The sequence below is a fragment of the Kluyvera sichuanensis genome (genome assembly GCF_040930405.1).
In the GTDB taxonomy this organism is placed as follows: domain Bacteria; phylum Pseudomonadota; class Gammaproteobacteria; order Enterobacterales; family Enterobacteriaceae; genus Kluyvera; species Kluyvera sichuanensis.
The window spans coordinates 5,030,712-5,046,119 of sequence record NZ_CP162271.1 but is presented as its reverse complement, the minus strand read 5'-3'; the positions used below and the strand labels follow the sequence as shown (position 1 = coordinate 5,046,119).

The 15,408-nt window shown below is 51.2% G+C and carries 17 protein-coding genes and 2 pseudogenes; 1 reads left to right on the top strand and 18 read right to left on the bottom strand.

The annotated features are described in order from the left end of the window. Window positions 1-5: 5 nt before the first annotated feature. The 5 genes from AB2B48_RS23965 to AB2B48_RS23945 are packed head-to-tail and all read right to left on the bottom strand — an operon-like array spanning window position 6 to window position 5,337. Window positions 6-2,726 carry a lytic transglycosylase domain-containing protein gene (locus AB2B48_RS23965; RefSeq protein WP_368300453.1) on the bottom strand — a complete coding sequence of 907 codons (2,721 nt, stop codon included), beginning with the start codon at window positions 2,724-2,726 and terminating at the stop codon, window positions 6-8. Next, window positions 2,723-4,027 carry a phage DNA ejection protein gene (locus tag AB2B48_RS23960; RefSeq protein WP_368300452.1) on the bottom strand — a complete coding sequence of 435 codons (1,305 nt, stop codon included), beginning with the start codon at window positions 4,025-4,027 and terminating at the stop codon, window positions 2,723-2,725. Before AB2B48_RS23960 ends, AB2B48_RS23965 begins: the two co-directional genes overlap by 4 nt. Continuing rightward, entirely contained in the window at window positions 4,027-4,704 is a 678-nt protein-coding gene (locus tag AB2B48_RS23955) for a DNA transfer protein (RefSeq protein WP_368300451.1), read from the bottom strand. The genes AB2B48_RS23960 and AB2B48_RS23955 overlap by 1 nt, the downstream gene beginning before the upstream one ends. Then, window positions 4,698-5,159, bottom strand: coding sequence for a DUF2824 family protein (locus AB2B48_RS23950; protein ID WP_368300450.1), 462 nt, complete (start codon window positions 5,157-5,159; stop codon window positions 4,698-4,700). The genes AB2B48_RS23955 and AB2B48_RS23950 overlap by 7 nt, the downstream gene beginning before the upstream one ends. Before the next feature lie 16 nt (window positions 5,160-5,175). Next, window positions 5,176-5,337 (bottom strand): hypothetical protein, encoded by a 162-nt coding sequence (locus AB2B48_RS23945; RefSeq protein ID WP_368300449.1) that lies wholly within the window; start codon window positions 5,335-5,337, stop codon window positions 5,176-5,178. Window positions 5,338-6,015: 678 nt separating this feature from the next. Between AB2B48_RS23945 and AB2B48_RS23940 the strand changes: the two genes are divergently transcribed. After that, window positions 6,016-7,131, top strand: coding sequence for a helix-turn-helix domain-containing protein (locus AB2B48_RS23940; RefSeq protein WP_368300448.1), 1,116 nt, complete (start codon window positions 6,016-6,018; stop codon window positions 7,129-7,131). 4 nt (window positions 7,132-7,135) lie between these two features. Here AB2B48_RS23940 and AB2B48_RS23935 read toward each other — a convergent pair whose 3' ends face one another. The 13 genes and pseudogenes from AB2B48_RS23935 to AB2B48_RS23875 all read right to left on the bottom strand — a co-directional run bounded on the left by AB2B48_RS23935 (window position 7,136) and on the right by AB2B48_RS23875 (window position 15,270). Continuing rightward, on the bottom strand, window positions 7,136-7,384 hold the full coding sequence (locus AB2B48_RS23935; RefSeq protein WP_368300447.1) for a hypothetical protein: 249 nt from the start codon (window positions 7,382-7,384) through the stop codon (window positions 7,136-7,138). Then, window positions 7,384-7,857 carry a hypothetical protein gene (locus tag AB2B48_RS23930; RefSeq protein WP_368300446.1) on the bottom strand — a complete coding sequence of 158 codons (474 nt, stop codon included), beginning with the start codon at window positions 7,855-7,857 and terminating at the stop codon, window positions 7,384-7,386. Before AB2B48_RS23930 ends, AB2B48_RS23935 begins: the two co-directional genes overlap by 1 nt. Window positions 7,858-7,877: 20 nt before the next feature. Beyond that, on the bottom strand, window positions 7,878-8,324 hold the full coding sequence (locus AB2B48_RS23925) for a single-stranded DNA-binding protein (protein ID WP_368300445.1): 447 nt from the start codon (window positions 8,322-8,324) through the stop codon (window positions 7,878-7,880). A gap of 179 nt (window positions 8,325-8,503) precedes the next feature. Beyond that, window positions 8,504-11,240 (bottom strand): annotated as a pseudogene (locus AB2B48_RS23920) (DUF927 domain-containing protein). Beyond that, on the bottom strand, window positions 11,227-11,619 hold the full coding sequence (locus AB2B48_RS23915) for a hypothetical protein (protein WP_368300444.1): 393 nt from the start codon (window positions 11,617-11,619) through the stop codon (window positions 11,227-11,229). Before AB2B48_RS23915 ends, AB2B48_RS23920 begins: the two are co-directional and overlap by 14 nt. Before the next feature lie 3 nt (window positions 11,620-11,622). Continuing rightward, window positions 11,623-11,919, bottom strand: coding sequence for a ubiquinol-cytochrome C reductase (locus AB2B48_RS23910; RefSeq protein ID WP_265639477.1), 297 nt, complete (start codon window positions 11,917-11,919; stop codon window positions 11,623-11,625). Beyond that, window positions 11,916-12,179 (bottom strand): nicotinic acetylcholine receptor subunit beta, encoded by a 264-nt coding sequence (locus AB2B48_RS23905; protein ID WP_368300443.1) that lies wholly within the window; start codon window positions 12,177-12,179, stop codon window positions 11,916-11,918. The genes AB2B48_RS23910 and AB2B48_RS23905 overlap by 4 nt, the downstream gene beginning before the upstream one ends. Before the next feature lie 195 nt (window positions 12,180-12,374). Next, on the bottom strand, window positions 12,375-12,578 hold the full coding sequence (locus AB2B48_RS23900; RefSeq protein WP_368302001.1) for a host cell division inhibitor Icd-like protein: 204 nt from the start codon (window positions 12,576-12,578) through the stop codon (window positions 12,375-12,377). Between the two features lie 41 nt (window positions 12,579-12,619). Beyond that, window positions 12,620-12,910: pseudogene (locus AB2B48_RS23895) on the bottom strand (ash family protein); the annotation flags it as partial. 25 nt (window positions 12,911-12,935) lie between these two features. Then, window positions 12,936-13,547 carry a Bro-N domain-containing protein gene (locus AB2B48_RS23890; RefSeq protein WP_368300442.1) on the bottom strand — a complete coding sequence of 204 codons (612 nt, stop codon included), beginning with the start codon at window positions 13,545-13,547 and terminating at the stop codon, window positions 12,936-12,938. A 13-nt stretch (window positions 13,548-13,560) separates the two neighbouring features. After that, window positions 13,561-13,995 carry a hypothetical protein gene (locus AB2B48_RS23885; protein ID WP_368300441.1) on the bottom strand — a complete coding sequence of 145 codons (435 nt, stop codon included), beginning with the start codon at window positions 13,993-13,995 and terminating at the stop codon, window positions 13,561-13,563. Continuing rightward, complete coding sequence (locus AB2B48_RS23880; protein WP_368300440.1) at window positions 13,995-14,192, bottom strand: helix-turn-helix transcriptional regulator; 198 nt, start codon at window positions 14,190-14,192, stop codon at window positions 13,995-13,997. The genes AB2B48_RS23885 and AB2B48_RS23880 overlap by 1 nt, the downstream gene beginning before the upstream one ends. A gap of 196 nt (window positions 14,193-14,388) precedes the next feature. After that, window positions 14,389-15,270 (bottom strand): DUF6387 family protein, encoded by an 882-nt coding sequence (locus tag AB2B48_RS23875; protein WP_368300439.1) that lies wholly within the window; start codon window positions 15,268-15,270, stop codon window positions 14,389-14,391. Window positions 15,271-15,408 lie beyond the last annotated feature (138 nt).

The window sequence follows — 15,408 nt, the reverse complement described above, 5'->3', positions numbered from 1 at the left end:
GATGATTACTCCTCGTCACCATTATCTTTCATGCCGCTTAGCGTAGCGACAATCCCGGCCCTTGTCAGTTGAGTGAATCCTTCAACCCCCACGGCATCCCGGATCGCTTTCATGGCAATCTTATTAGCAGCAAATCGTTTCTCAGCTGCGGCTATCGCTGCCGGTGATGCTCCCGCGTTTACTGCCTTTGTGGCTTCCTGAACCGCCTTCTCGATGGCATACCGGCCACTTCTCGTTACGCCAATTTTCGCTACTGTATTCCTCAGCGTACCACCAGCGATCATGCCGCCAATCGAGCCCAATACGCCACCACCAAAGCCACCTGCGATTGCGCCAGACTGCTGAATGCCATTCATAATTACGCTGACAATTTTGGGAAGACCGGTATCGAGCTTTTTGAGGGCCTCTGTCGTTCTGCCGGTGTGCTCTATATATCTTTGCGGTCTGGTACCGGCTTTAGCGAGCACGCCGTACTCCTTCATGATTTTCCCAAGTTCTGGCGCATGGCGACTGATGGCTTTTACATTCTGCGGAGTCATTATTTTGGCAAAAGACAGGAGGCCAGCACTTTCACCGACACCACCCTTTTCTCCCTGCGACGCAGCATGCTGAAGGATAGAGGCTATTGCTGGCTGGCGTTCTACTTCCGGCAGTGCGGCGATAAGGCGGTGAAATGCCCCGGGGCCGCTATCAGCAGAAGCCTTAAGCATATCGACACCTTTTCTTACCATGGAGTCTGATGCCAGATCCCGGCCAAAAACTGATTCGGCATTTTGTTTGGCGGTAATGTACCCCTTCGATAAATCGTTAGCTTTCTGCCACTCCGGTAGGAAATTGCCTTTTTCAGCCATAGCGCGCATATCATCAGTGATAGCTCGACGCATCTCCCCGGCTGTCCTGGCGGCATAGGCCTTACCGGCACGGATGTTCGCCTGTTCCGCATCGGCAAACTTCGCACGCCATGCTTTCATGCCGTCAAAGGTTATGCCGCCCCCCTGCCCGTTAGCTGCCTGAAACTGCTTCATTTCCGGGCTCAGCGGCACGCCAGCTGATTTCTCAGACTGAACAACAGCCATTCCATTACTCATCTTCATTCTGTCGCGTGGCATCGTACTGCGCAGATCTGCCCATGCCGTATTCTCGGCAGTTTTCATGTCGGCTAGGCTGGCGCTGATACGATCTTTAATCGCTGCGCTTTTTTCCGATGCGCTGCCAGACTCAGCACCTAAATCAGACAACTGTTTATTCAGCTTTGAGGAGATTTCATTAAAGGCTGCCAGGTGCGCATCCTGTACGCTCCCAGGGGTTGAAGCTAGAATACCCTCAGACTGAGCAATTCCGCGACTACCTGAGCGCATGCCTGGCGTTAGAGCATCGACATTAACACCAGTGCTTTCCGCAGCCCTCGCAATATCATCACTGACGTTTGATGCCTGAGAGGCGATATTTTCGCGACCGGCAGCAGAGCGTGCCGCTTTTGATACATCATTGGAGGTTTCCAGCCCATTTACTACTCCACCAGCGGGGCCTGCTGGGTTAGCATTCCCGCGCATTACATCACGCACCGCTCTGGTGGCCGTCTGTCCGCCCTTTATCAAAACACGAGCCCCCAACGAACCAGCCATGCCAATACCAGTCTCTTTTGCAAAGTCCTCTGGGCTAATCTGTCCGTTCTTTTGCGCGTTCACCAGTGTTCCCGGCAGGTTTTCCGACAACATGCCAGCCACCTGAGTGCCCGCACGTTCAGCGCGCGGAGCGTTAGCAACTGAAGCAGCGGCGGCGGCTGTCCTTTCAGCCCCCACTCCCGGGATGAGGTAGGGGGCCAGTTGTTCGCCAGCCTGCGCGTATGGGTCTGTAGGGCGATCCACGGGGCGATAGACTGGTGATAGTGGGTTGTATGTACCATCTCCCATGCCAAGCTTCTGCCCCGCCCATGCCCCTGCTGACTGGGCCGCATTGATTACGCCAACCCCGGCGTCCATTACATCAAACGGGATATTCGCTAGCCCTCTGGCTGCTTGCTCAGGCGCTGCTTTCAGGCCAGGAGAAAGATACTCCATGTCAGGGTTGAGGTTCGACTGGGCTACCTGCTGTTGCGGCTCCCCTGCTCCCTCACTGGCGATAAACTTGGCCCGCTTCTGTTCCCACGAACTGGCTGTTGGCAGCCCTGTCTCCTGATTTTTAAACTGCTGGCGCTTTGCATCCCAGGCAGAGGTATCACCTACCTGTGAAATTGCCTTATCGAGGTTTGAGTAATCAGGCTGTTGGGGGTGGTGGCGTTGACCTGCCTGCGCATACTGCAGAACTTCACTGTCATCAGGGATGATACCGGCATCGGCAAATTTACTGACGTAATCCGCTGTTTCTGCTGGTAGCGTGGCTTTGCCATTCCTGACCGCATTAACGCGCCCATTACCGGAATTGTATCCGGCCAGCGCCATACCGATATCCCCGAAGCGCTCCACCCCTTTGTTGAGGTGGTTTGCAGCTATGTCCATTTGCTTTTCAAAGGGCAGTGAGCGGGGGTCTGTCCCACGATAACCCGCATCACTCATTGCCGACGGCATCAGTTGAGCGTAACCTCTGGCACCTTTCGGTGACTCGGCATTCCCATTGCCACTGGATTCATTGCCCACTAACGTTTCCATCGTGCCGGATGGGAACCCGTATTTTTCATCAAGGTGCCGGGAATAGGCTGTCTGTCTTTCTGTCATCTGAGCCATCATTGCCCTCCCTTAAGCTTCGCCTGATAGTAACTTTCCGGCAGGTAGCCATGTGCGGTTACGTAATCCTTAACTAGTGAGGGATCCTGCAGCAGCATTTTTGTATCTGTTGCCTCATCCTGCGATTTGGTAACAGGAATGCCGAGGCCTGCGATCTGGCGCTTCTGCATACCGACAATAACGTTTTGGGCTTTGTTTAACTCACGCATGAACGCATCGTTGCTGGTGGCAGTTTTAATGCCGTTCTGAGCCTGCATTAGCGCCGCCCTCTCGCCTTCAGTTGGGTTGCCGCCAAAAGTACCTTTGAGGCTAGGCAGAATAACCTTGAGGTTATATTCATCGGCTTTAGCATTAAGCGAGCGCGTATCGTCAGCCCAGTTAGGGAGCCATCCGAGTGTGCCCCCCTGATTTCGGCTCACTGCGGTAGGGTGCTGACCGACAATTCCCGCCAGCTCATGACCAACCCCAAGCGCTGAGTTCAGGGAGTCGATATTGCCTGCTACGGTATTAATTTTGTCGTTCTGCTTCTCCATTTTCGCCTGCTGTACCTTTCCAAGTTCAGCATTGAGTTTGTCTCGCTCGATATCATTTTGAGCGCGTCCAAGCTTCGCTCTAAGAGCCATTTCCCGCATGCGCAGTTGATTATCGCTCTGGGCTTTGAACTGTTCGAGATCAAGACGACGTTCACCCTGGTCTGCATTAACCTTGGCGGTATAAGCTGAGGTGTCTGCGTTCTGCTGCGCAATACCCTGCCCCTGCTGCTTATCCTGAACGTTAAAGTAACTATTCGGATCAGAGTGAAGGTGAATCAGGTCAGTAATTCTGTCGAATCCCTGCGGGTCATTCTGCCAGGACTGATACACCTCCTCAGCAGGCAGGCCAAATCGCTGTAAGACAGGATTCGCCTGCATGATGGCTTTCTGCATGGCTGCAGGATCCCCGGTCTGCGAAGCAATCCGAAGGTTCATTGCTGCGTCAGCAGTTTGCCGGTTCTGCTCAGCGTCAATGAAGCCCATCTGTTTTTGTGAATCAGCCATAAACTGCGGGTACTGGGCCATTAACTGCTGGACTCCGGCACGATCATTGTTAGCTACCATGCTACCCAATTGCGTCTGATAATCCTTGAGTTGCTGGGCTGCCTGCGCCTGCTGATTAATCTCAGCAACGCCCCGCAATCCCTGAAGGGCCATCAGGCCCACATTAGGTTGTTGTTGATATTGCATAGGCTGAGGAACGTCAGCACCTGGAGCATTTGTATTTTGAGGGGCCAAGCTCTGAAGCCCACCAAGTTGCCATGTCGCCATTAGAATCCAAGCCCCCCAACAAGACCAATTAGACCTCCACCAACAGCCCCAGCGACATTACCAATACCAGGAACAATGGTACCAAGTTGTGCCCCTGCTAAAGCTCCTGAAGCAGCTCCACCGATGCCACGCGCGATGCTCGAAGGTTGCTGTGCTTGCCCAGCCCGAATAGACCCCAGCCCCTGCAGAAGTTGACCGGTATTATTGGCATAGTTCTGCCCTGCCGTTGCCTGCCCAGATGCCGCATTCATACCAACATTGAGCAGATTCCCATAATTTTGCATTTGACCGCCGAGCCAACTGTTAAAGAGCTGCGGGCCAATCGCACTTAGCTGGTTCGATGTTGCTGTTGAACCCAGCCCACCTGTTGCTTCTGCTGCCGCCAGATTCTGATAGCGAGCCTGATCAGCCTGGGTTTTGTATAACCCCGAACCGAAGAAGTCATTTGCAGCCTTGTTCTGTCCATCCAGGGTCATTAAACCCTGAAGCTGCTGAAGAGCCGGGATGCCAACCTCAGCATAAGGCTTGAGATTGTTCATCACCGTATTCCACTGGTCGCGCTGCAAATCTATTGCCTGCTGTTGTGCCTGAGCCTGCGCTTTTGATGCTCCACCATCACCGCCCTTTGCGTATACAGCACGGTTAAGATGCTTATTTGCTATCTGAGTAATTAACATTCACAGAATTCCTTATATTGCTGGCGTGTTAACTGGTACAGAGTTACGCCGATTGGTTTTCCACTGCTGATATACGCATCGTCCAGGTGACCGACACGTGTAGCACCAAGCAGGCGGATAATTGCCCTGCCATATTTTGTTGTGTCTGGAACCATGGTGATGCTGTTGGTGAATGGGGAGTTATCGAGAAGCCAGCGGCAGAAAAGGCGGTGACCATTAAGTGCGTATTCGCCGCGGAATCCCGACTCGTAAATCGCATGACACTCTACAACCGTATGCCAAAAATTCCGTACTTCATGGACGCCAGCCAGAAGCAAGCCTTCGAAAACCCCTAGGTAAAGGGCATCTGGCTTTATCTGATAATGAAGACCGGATTCAACAATATTCCCTGTATTTTGGGGATCGTTAAGAAAGGCCTGTAATCGTAGTGGGTCATCAATGATTTTCAATTCCATGCGTTACCGCCCGCCGCTACATGCAGCCCGCCAGCGCCTTATCCATGAGGCCTCGCGCGATTTCGTGAAGAGATGGCGCAACGCCAATCCCTGAATTTTTCCGCTGTTCGTCCTGAATTTTTTTGATGGCCTGCATCTGCTTTTCGCTGAGCAGAACCGGTTTAACTGAAACTGTCATATGACCTCCGCTACTGTATAACGATACAGCAATTATAGTTTCATAAAACGCAATGATCATCATTTTAGTTGCAATATATGAAATAAAATAAATCTAAAATCAACAATGAGAGGGTATTCTTGATAGGGGGTTGGATAGCTTTGCTGGTCAAGGCCTTCTGAGAGGTCAAGAAAACGTCTTATACCTGATAAAACACCAGGTGATAGCTTTTTAAAATCTGGTTTAATATCATTCCTATTGTGCCTTGTTGTTCATATATATCCCGGTTTGTGCAGACCTATCAAAACTGTGTTAGGCGCTAAATAGCACACACGTAGTTTACCTAATAGGTAAAGAGATGCTAAAGTGAGGTTAGTTTGGAGATTGGCTTCAAAGACAAAAAAATCAGAGAACTTTGCGAGAACCAAAAAAAAGCGCAAATGAAATTAGGTACTGATTGTGCGAAGAAACTTCGTGCAAGGCTCTCTGACCTAGAAGCGGCTGATACCGTTACTGATTTGACAGTAGGCCGACCTCATCCGCTAACTGGAGATAGAGAAGGCCAGTTCGCATTAGACTTGTCAGGCGGATTCAGACTGACCTTTTCTCCTGACCATGATCCTTGTCCTGAGCTCCCTGACGGGGGCATTGATTGGGCAAAGGTTACTATCATATGCATCGAATACATAGGTGATTACCATGACTGATCTGCGTGCTAAATTTGCGCCAGACTGGGTCTCCCCTCCTGGCGATACCATCATTGACATAATTGAAGACAAAGGCTGGACTCAGCAGGAGTTGGCTGAGCGTCTGGGCTATTCTGAAAAACATGTTAGCCAGTTGGTGAATGGTAAAGTGCCGCTAACCGATGATACAGCAGTTAAGCTGGCCAACGTACTTGGAAGCAGTGCTGGTTTCTGGATCTCCAGAGAGGCTAAGTTCCGTGAACATCAAGCCAGAATTGAGGAAGAAAAAAAATGTTCTGAGTGGGTTGATTGGTTATCTCACATCCCAGTTAAAGAACTCATGAGCAATGGAGCAATTAAGAAAACACGTCTTGATGAAAAGAACAAACCAAGCATTGTGAAAGAGTGTCTACGTTTTTTTGGTATTGCTACTCCAAATGAATGGAACAGCCATTATTTAGGGATGCAGGTTTCCTTTAGAAGGTCTAGAACTGAACAAAGCGATATTGGGGCAATATCTGCCTGGCTTAGACTTGGAGAACAAGAAGCCGAAAAATATCATTCAATACCAAAGTACAACAGAGATAAGTTCATTTCCGCTCTACAGCTTATACGGTCATTAACAACGGAACGAGCAGAAATCTTTGAGCCTCAAATGCGTAAAATTTTAGATGATGCTGGAGTCTTATTGGTTTTAGTTCCAGCGATTCCTAAAGCTCATGTAAGCGGAATCGCGCGTTGGTTAACACCCAGCAGACCAATTATTCAGTTATCACTCTATGGAAAAACTAACGACCGATTCTGGTTTACATTTTTCCACGAAGCAGCTCATATTCTTTTGCATGCAAATACAGCAGAAGAAAAGAAAGCAGTATTTCTTGACGACCCTTTAACTGCAAAAAGCTCAGACCCTAAAGAAAGAGAAGCTGATGCTTGGGCTGGTAACTGGCTTATTCCTGATTCAGTATCAAATAAACTTAGCAGTTTGAACACAAAAGTAGATGTTAAGAACTTTGCCCAACAGATTGGAGTCCATCCAGGAATAATCGTTGGAAGGTTACAACATGATAATATCATTCCACCGTCTTGGATGAATGACTTAAAGCAAAGCTTCCGTTTTATTGATTAACTGACTACCCCGGCTTAAATACCGGGGTAGTGCCAACCGCAAGCGGGCGCGGTGCGTCCAGACTGAAAGCTGCTGGCCAGTGGGTTAACAGCAGTTCCAGCTTTTTGCGGTTGTGGCGGCTGCGCTTTGTGCCTGTCGCTGCGCCAACGCCTACGTGAGCAGTTTTCTCTGCTGTTGTCGTGTCAGCGGATGGTTTTGCCGCTGCGCCTGTTGTAGAGCGTTTCAGGCTCAGAATCTGACGTTTGGTATCCATCACTTTAGCCCCTCCACTGTTTGCGGGTCGCATTCTTTCTCGCCGGTGTTTACTGCGCGCTCCCACGGATAGGCATAATCCCCGCCAGCAAATACCATGTTAATTCGGTGCGGTACCTGCTTGGCAACGTCAGGGTGCATGTTTTCAAATGCCACGCAATGAAGCCTATCAAGCCATCTATAGGCATCTGCAGATTCACCCCACAAATTTATGCCAGCCAAGTTAACGATGTCTCTTATCGTGCAGATATCAATCCGCCCATATACCCCTGTAAATCGGTGTTCCATTTCGTATATAACTTGCTTAAAAAGCGTGGCTTTCATCGGATCAGAAAGGTCTATGTATGGGAATACTATCAAGTCCATAAAATTAATTTTCTGCCCACGCATTGGAACCACGGCAGGGTGAGTGCTTTTCTGATAGAACCCAAAAATCACAGAAATTCTATTAAAGGTTTTTTGTAATACACGCATATCACCCCCTCAGAACGGCTCTAGATCGTCATAAGGCGGGATCTGGTCGTATTCCTCACAACCCTGCGCGCCAAGTGATGCGGGACTACCAGCCCCCATAAACTGAGGCGCGGCGACTGCCTGCCTCGCTGAGCCTTCTTCCCGCCCGGGCGCGCCGTTCTGGCGCTGATCACGCTGTCGGCGATCACCTGATACCCGGTCTGTGTGCCACCGTCGTTACCCGTCCACTGATTCACCTGCATATTGCCCGCCACGCTAACCATGTCGCCCTTCTGGTGTTTCGCCAGCGCCTCGGCCTGTCTGCCGAACGCGGTAATCGCCAGCCAGAAGGTTGCCTCTCCGTTCTCTGCTTTCTGGCACGGCAGCGTCACCGCCATGCGGGTAAACGCCATCGGGTTACCGTTGCCGGTGGTGCTGCTCTGCACATCCGCCACCAGCCGCCCGTATGCTGAAATTTGTGCTGTCATCGTCTATTACCTGTCTGTGATGCTGAAATCCGGGGGTTGTGTTGGTTCAAAAGGGCCATTTGTTGGTTCAGTGTTGGTTCAATTTTTGAGCGTGAACCCTTAAATAACAGCAATATAAAAACACTGAACCAACTGAACCAACTGAACTAACACCTAAATTACGCACATGAGAGAATGAATTACTCTGGCTGGCTCCCCTCCGGTTGATACTGGATCACGTAAACGTTGATTTGCCTGCCATCAATGCGCGGAGACTTGCGCTGATAGCCTCGCCCGGTATTTGGTGGGGTCAGCATCCCGGCGTTTTTCAGCACCTCAGCAAACATCTTCGCGTTGAATCCCTGCGCTATCTCTTTTTCGAAAGCTGCGGGGAAGGTGTAGAACACTACCGGATCAGCTTCGTGCCCTCCCTTCTGGCGGTACCCTGCTAGATTGGCAATTGGCAGGCTGCCCGGGTCATACGGGAATGGCGCAAACCTGCTGAGACCGTGAGCATTGAGGAACGCTTCGGCCTGCTCGATGATTTGCTGATGTTCTTTGTTCCCGGTGCCGAACTCCCGGATCCATGCATTAAAGCTGTACTGGATAGCATCACGGCAGGTCTGCTCATCCCATCCGGTGACTACCCGGCCCGCCATAAGCGCAGCCTCCAGAATGGCGAAACGTGCCCCCACTCGATGTACCTGCTCCCCGTAGTCAGCCGGAATAATCCCGCGCCAGCGCGCCTCTGCCTCACGCACTGCTTTAACAGCGTCCTGCTGATGGTCAGCCAGCCACTGAACCCACGCACGGCCAGCAGCGCCATGGTGGCTCTGATAAGCATCTTTCAGCGCATCGGCATGATGCTTACCGCTTTCATGACCGTGGAAACGAATAGCTTTACTGAGTGGGATATTGAGCAGGCGCACCAACTGCCCGGCCTTTGCCTTTCTTCCGGCACCGGCAATGAAAGTCTCCAGATCTACCTCTCCGGTGCTGATGGCAACTGTCCGCCAGCGTTTCAGCTCGCGGTTGCCGCCCTCTTTGGCTCCCTGCAATTTCCCGGTACCGTTGAACAGCGCATAAGCCGACTTATAGACCTCCACCGGATCCGCACCCTGGCCGATTTCATCAAGGGGCATCAGCGCGTCATTGTGTGCGGCTGCTTCGTTCGCCAGCCCCAGCGCAGTGCCGTACCACGTCAGACGCAGCACATCAGGGTTGCCGTACAGGCTGGCCGCCACGTTTGCTGTAGTGGTTTTGCCGGCGCTTGACTGTTCATAGAAATGGATCCCGAACCCGTCAGCGCCAGCCAGGCCAATCAGCGGGGCCGCCAGCGCTGCCGCAACACCGGTCATCATGGAGTAGTTGCCGTCTGCCAGATGCGCCACACTGTCACGCCAGCCCTCAGGTGTACCGCTGGTGGTGTAGCCTGATGCGGCAGAGCTGCGGCCGTTAAAAAGAACCGGTATCTCTGGTGTACCGATAATGTAGCCATCAGGCATAAGATATGCGCCACACTGCCAGCCTGTAGCCTGAGCAATACGCCAGATCTCCCCTTTATGGGCCTGACTCTGAAGCCAGTCAGCCAGCGTCGCGCGCAAGCCGCTTTTGGTGGTGATATACAGGCCACCAGCTTTGAGTGTACGCCATCCCTCCCTTTCGCCAATATCAGCCAGGGGGATCGCCTGCGTCGTTTCTTCCTTCGCTCCCAGCGCCCTCCAGCGCAGTACCAGATATCGCGTTCTGTTGTCATCAATGCCCACACCAACCACTTCCAGCGCAGAACAAAGCAGACTCTCTACCTCGGTGACCTCTCCGCCCTTTTCTTTAGGCTCAACCCAGTAAAGCCCATTACGACGGCTATCTACATAGGGCTTCTGTGCGTTGCGTTTCTGGCTGGCATGAGAGCCGATATCAATCACTTCTGCTGGCGCAGTCACGTCTTCTCCTTGCGGCGGGTAAAGCGAATCGTTAAAAGCGGAGATGGCATTCGCCAGCCCGTGCTGCTGGTGGTAGTCGTTCCAGTCAACCTTATGGTCACCAGGTGGCAGCGCCACCAGCCCCGTTACTGTCGCTGCGGCTTTCTCTGCGGCCTCCTTCCCGGTATTGGGCTCATCCGGCTTGATGTCGTTATCCGCGGCAATGACGATTTGTGCCTGTGGATACCGCTGGCGCATCACCTGCGCTACGGGCAACAGGTTCCCCGCATCAATGGCAACGACTGCCAGCGCGTCAGGGCGCATCAGGTGAACAGAAAGTACGGTTGCCAGCCCTTCGCCAATCATCACCATCTCCGGCGAATCTGCAGGGTTAATGACGTGATAAGAGCCCTTTTTCGCGGAACCGGCCAGCAGACGCTTTTCTCCTTCTGTCGTGATAGTCTGTGCAGCCGCAGACTCGCCGGTCTCATTCACCAGCGCCAATAACAGGGTGCCGTCAGGCAGGATCGGATAGGTAAACCCGGGCAGTCCTTTGCCTGACAGATAAGCAGACTCACCAGGCTGCGCCTGAACCGCCAGCGCCTCCAGCTTCGAGGTGAAGCGGGCAGAACGAGCCGACTGTTCCTGTGCCTGCTGCTGTGCCAGGCGTTCAGACTGTTCCTGCCGTCGTAGGGAGTTGTGATTACTGATTGGAGTTTGCAGGGTGTGTACATTCATCCCCAGCGCATCGGCCACCAGCTGCGCTGGCCCGGGTGGTATCGCAGCTGTTAACCTTCTTCACCAACTCCAGTCCATCACCGGCACCGCAGGAGTTACAGAAGTGCGCCCCACGCCCGTCATCATCGAAGCGAAAGCGATCCTTTCCCCCGCATGCCGGACAGGCTACCTGCGCGCGTGGTGAAGCGGGGACATCAATCCCCATCAGCGAAAGTACGTCCGGCCAGCGACCGCGGGCGGCATCAGAAACCAGGCGGATCACATCAATGTTTCGCATCGCCATACCCCACGTTGTCGATATGCGTAGCTATGTAATTCACCAGCATGTCCCACTTGGCAATGCCGTAATCGGAGAGCGTCCAGTCCTCGTTCTGCCATAGTTCGAGTTCGGCCAGAGTTATCAGCTTCCACGACTCTTTGTGTACCAATTTCATAACCGGCAACAGATAGGCATCAATCAGAGCGCCGACATCTGAAGGTTTCAGCGGAGTATCCACTGAGCGCCCCTCTGGCGTAGTGATTGTCATCGATTCGGTACCAGATAAAGTCAGATTGTTGACCCACACAGCACCGCAAACCCTTGCGATGCGTTCTGCTAGCTGTGAGCTGATCGCGTAATCGGCGTGGCTTGATAGCACTTCGTTTTGTTCTTTCATGGTTCAATCCTTCGAGCGTTTTAACTGAGCAGCTACACTCGCGTTGTCAGCGGTATCACGCAGCGCGCGGCAGATTGGCATCAGGCTGGAGAGCATTCCGCCGATATTACGCAGATCTTCAGCAGCCAGATTCTCTGTGTAGTTCTCGCTGTCAGAGGCCCAGAACATCAGTTTCCCAACAGACTCCATCCCCATAAGAATGTCATCCAAGGCATCGCTGACATGATTGTCGATAGCGTTAAGCTCTTCTTTGGTTTTGCCAGAAAACCCCGCTCTCACCAGATCGTTGTAAATACTCATGCTATGCTCTCCGCATCAATTTTGGTGACATCAACAATCGTTAAAACGGCATCCAGCCAGTAATAAATATCTTCTTTACGTTCGTCTTCTACAGCAGGAAGCAAGTTGACCATGACGTGAACCAGACCAAGGCGCGCGCGTTCCATGCGTGCAGAGGTGCGATCATTAAAAGTGAAACCTTCAGGGTATGGTTGCGGATGGCTAAGCATCGCTTCGGCTTCCACTTCTGCCGGATGACGATTCAGTAGATTCAGGCTCATTGGGCAACCTCCGGCAATGCGTGACCTTCCAGCAAGCTGTGCAAGTCTCGAGCATATACTTCGAAAAGAGAGATAAGAGCGGCTAGGTATTCATCCCGGTTGTCAGCGTTCCCTTTCAGTACTTCGCCCATCAGTAATGCCAGTGAAATGAGGTTGGCCGAATGACCGGCCGGATCTAGAGGGAGATCGTAGGTCTTAATCATGGCGCGCCTCCCGCACATAAACGCGTCCAGCGAAGAAACAGACGTGATCACGCACCAGAGAGCGACGAGCGGCACGCTCAGTCTCAGCAGCAACATGGTGAAGAACAGGTTTGATTGTCGGACAATCGCGGCGAACAGCGGCGATAATCCAAATGAATTGCGGATTATGGGTAGGGGTAGGGGTAGTAGCCAACATATGGCAGCCTCCTTGTACTGGGATTTAATCCCACCACCGGAAACGCCAATTTCACTGGTGGTGAGCTGAACAGGGTTGGCGTAACCGGCGTACAAGGTAACCGGCGCGGATTGCTCCGCCCCCATCCAGCCCACCATTATTTTATTAGCGACACGGGCTATAGCCATATCACTGAAAAAATGGTGTGAAGATGCGAGGACACAAAAAAAGACGCTAGGCGCGTCGTGTGTCGCCTTGTACTTTACCAGGACGCCAATCCTGACACCAGATTTTGCTGGTGCGCTATAACCATAGACCGGGTAAGCGGCGGACGGCAAGTAATTTTTGTGCATAGGGTGCAAAATGTGATTCACGGCATTACTCATCAGCTTCACCCTCAACTTCCGGCAACTGCGGCTGGTGGTCACGCCAGAGCGTCGCCTCCTCTTGGCTTAAGTTCTCCTTCTCCTTTCGACACGCCTGCAGGTCATGGCCGCGTTTGCTGGCCTTGTGGGTGTACTGGGTTTTACGGCGTGTGAAGTCATTGAGGAATGCGAACGGCACGCCGTAGGAACCCGTTTTACGGATGGATGGGATCACCTGGCGGAATACCCAATTAGTGAACCTCTGCGCAAACGTGCCTGGCGTAGTGGCTTTGCGACTACGGGCGATAAGTTTGTAGAAACCGGACTCAGCCACCACGTTGACCACCGGGTTACCCGGGCCAGCATGAATACCCTGAATTGAAGTTAGGGTATTCTCATCGCTGTCCAGAGCCGCCACTGCTTTTGAAGGGTTGCCAATTTCCAGCGCCTTACACACATCCGCAGCAACAAACCATGGCTCTCCACTGATTTTGACGATGCGCACCTTGGCGCCCTCAAACCGGATAACGGAAATATCGCTATCAGTAACGGCAAAAATATCCTTCTGGATGGCGTTGGATTGTGGGGCGGCCTCCGAATTGAATCGGTTTTTTTCGATAGTCATATTTCAGGCTCCGTTATGCGGCAGTGAGCGTATCTGGGTAGAGGTTGAGAATGTCGGTTATTTCCTGCTGAGAAAGTCCCTCATATCCACCAGCGGCAGCGTTGTGGTTAACCAGCTGGATAACACGAAGAACATCGCCACGACTTACAAAGCGGTAGCGCAGGTGTGCGCCAATGCCGTCCGGGTTTTTCTCGTCGATACGCTCAAGCTGAATATCCAGACGACGCTCCATTTCTGACGCATAATTGCGGCCGGAAGAAAGACGGCAATAACGTAGAATGTCATTCTCTGTCCATCCTTCAACACCAGTGCGCAGCATATAAACACGGGCGCGGTGCTTCTTTGGGGTACGCCTTGGCACTTGTTCATGGCTGGTGGTCGGCGTAATATCAGACGTGTGAGTATCTGAATTAGCCGCCTGCTGTATAGGGCGGTTTTTCTTTTCCATTACGCCACCCCGCCACGAGATTCAGCAATACGCTGGTTTACCCAGTCATCTATTTCACTTTCAACAAATGCGATTGCACGAGAACCGATTTTCACTGCTAATGGAAAGCGTTGCGCCCTCATGAGCCGGTAAATCCACGCCTTGCTATAACCAGTGCGACGCTGTACTTCTGGGAGTCGGATAAGATTGTGAGACATATAGACCTCGTAACTCTGTAGTTGCCGGTAGTAGACGATTCAAGACTACCGCGATGTTTACAGGTGACGAAGAAATCGAGAAGAGTCCTTCACAAAAATGAAAAACCGCGAAATTTGAGAGTTGCGACATCTCAGAAAGATACTTTTTATAGATGTCGCAAAAAAAGATAACTATAAAACCAGCGAATTTTGTCAGCTACGAAATTCTACGCATCACCTCAGACAGTCTACATGAAGCGATTTCCGTATCTTTGTTGGCATACAGGCGCAGCAGCCGCGTATACTTATCGCTCATTGCTTCAACTGCAAATGGCTTAATTGAATCCTTTATTGCCTGTGTATCTTTCGGATCGTCACTAAAAACTAAAGCAGACAACATGGGATTTGTTATTTCTTTACTTTTCGCCTGTCCCCAAAGAAGTAAATCAAGTATTGGAAGAACTCTGTTAGATACGAGCTTCTGTATAGTTCTTACGCCAATTCTTTTTTGTGCAATGTGCTCTTGCTCAGGGAGATCTAACTGCTTTCTCCACAATGGAAGAAGGATAGCTAAATTAGTGATAATTTCGTCATCAGTGGCACCGTCCAGATCAATCGACGTTAAGACACTAGAAGTAAAACAATCCTCAAGATTACCTGTTACACTTGCCAACATCGCATTAGATTTCAGATAGGTATAATCTTCATCCCTTTTAAAGAACCCTTGGTCTATCGCAGTAAATCCATACATGGATAATTCTGAAAAGGTGACGGGGTGGACCCCTTCTCTTGATGGCAGTTTTGGTAACTCCCCGTATAGATTGCTTAATGATGGGGTTTGTTCTTGTACTGAGTGTATAAACTCCAAATTATCGCGTTCTTCATCATTAAGGACTTCAATATTTGCATCACCACTAAAAATTCGATTGAATTTGATATCATTCTCATAATCAAAAGAATCATCAGGATTGGCTAATTCGTTGAAAAGGCAGTCCCGCCACTCTAGTTCTTTAATTAAACCACCCAAAGTCAAATTATTTATAAAATCATAATTATTAATATCAAACCACGTCAGGTCTTTTCTTGTCGCTTTTGCCATACGCCACCTCGCGCCCTCTGATTTAGCGGCTATGCCAGCCCACAGAGGTGTGCGGGTTTTCGGGGATCAGCCTAGACATAGCCTATTCTTTGTTCGTCCACTGAAGTCTACTACCGTCAATTAATACTGTCTATTCGT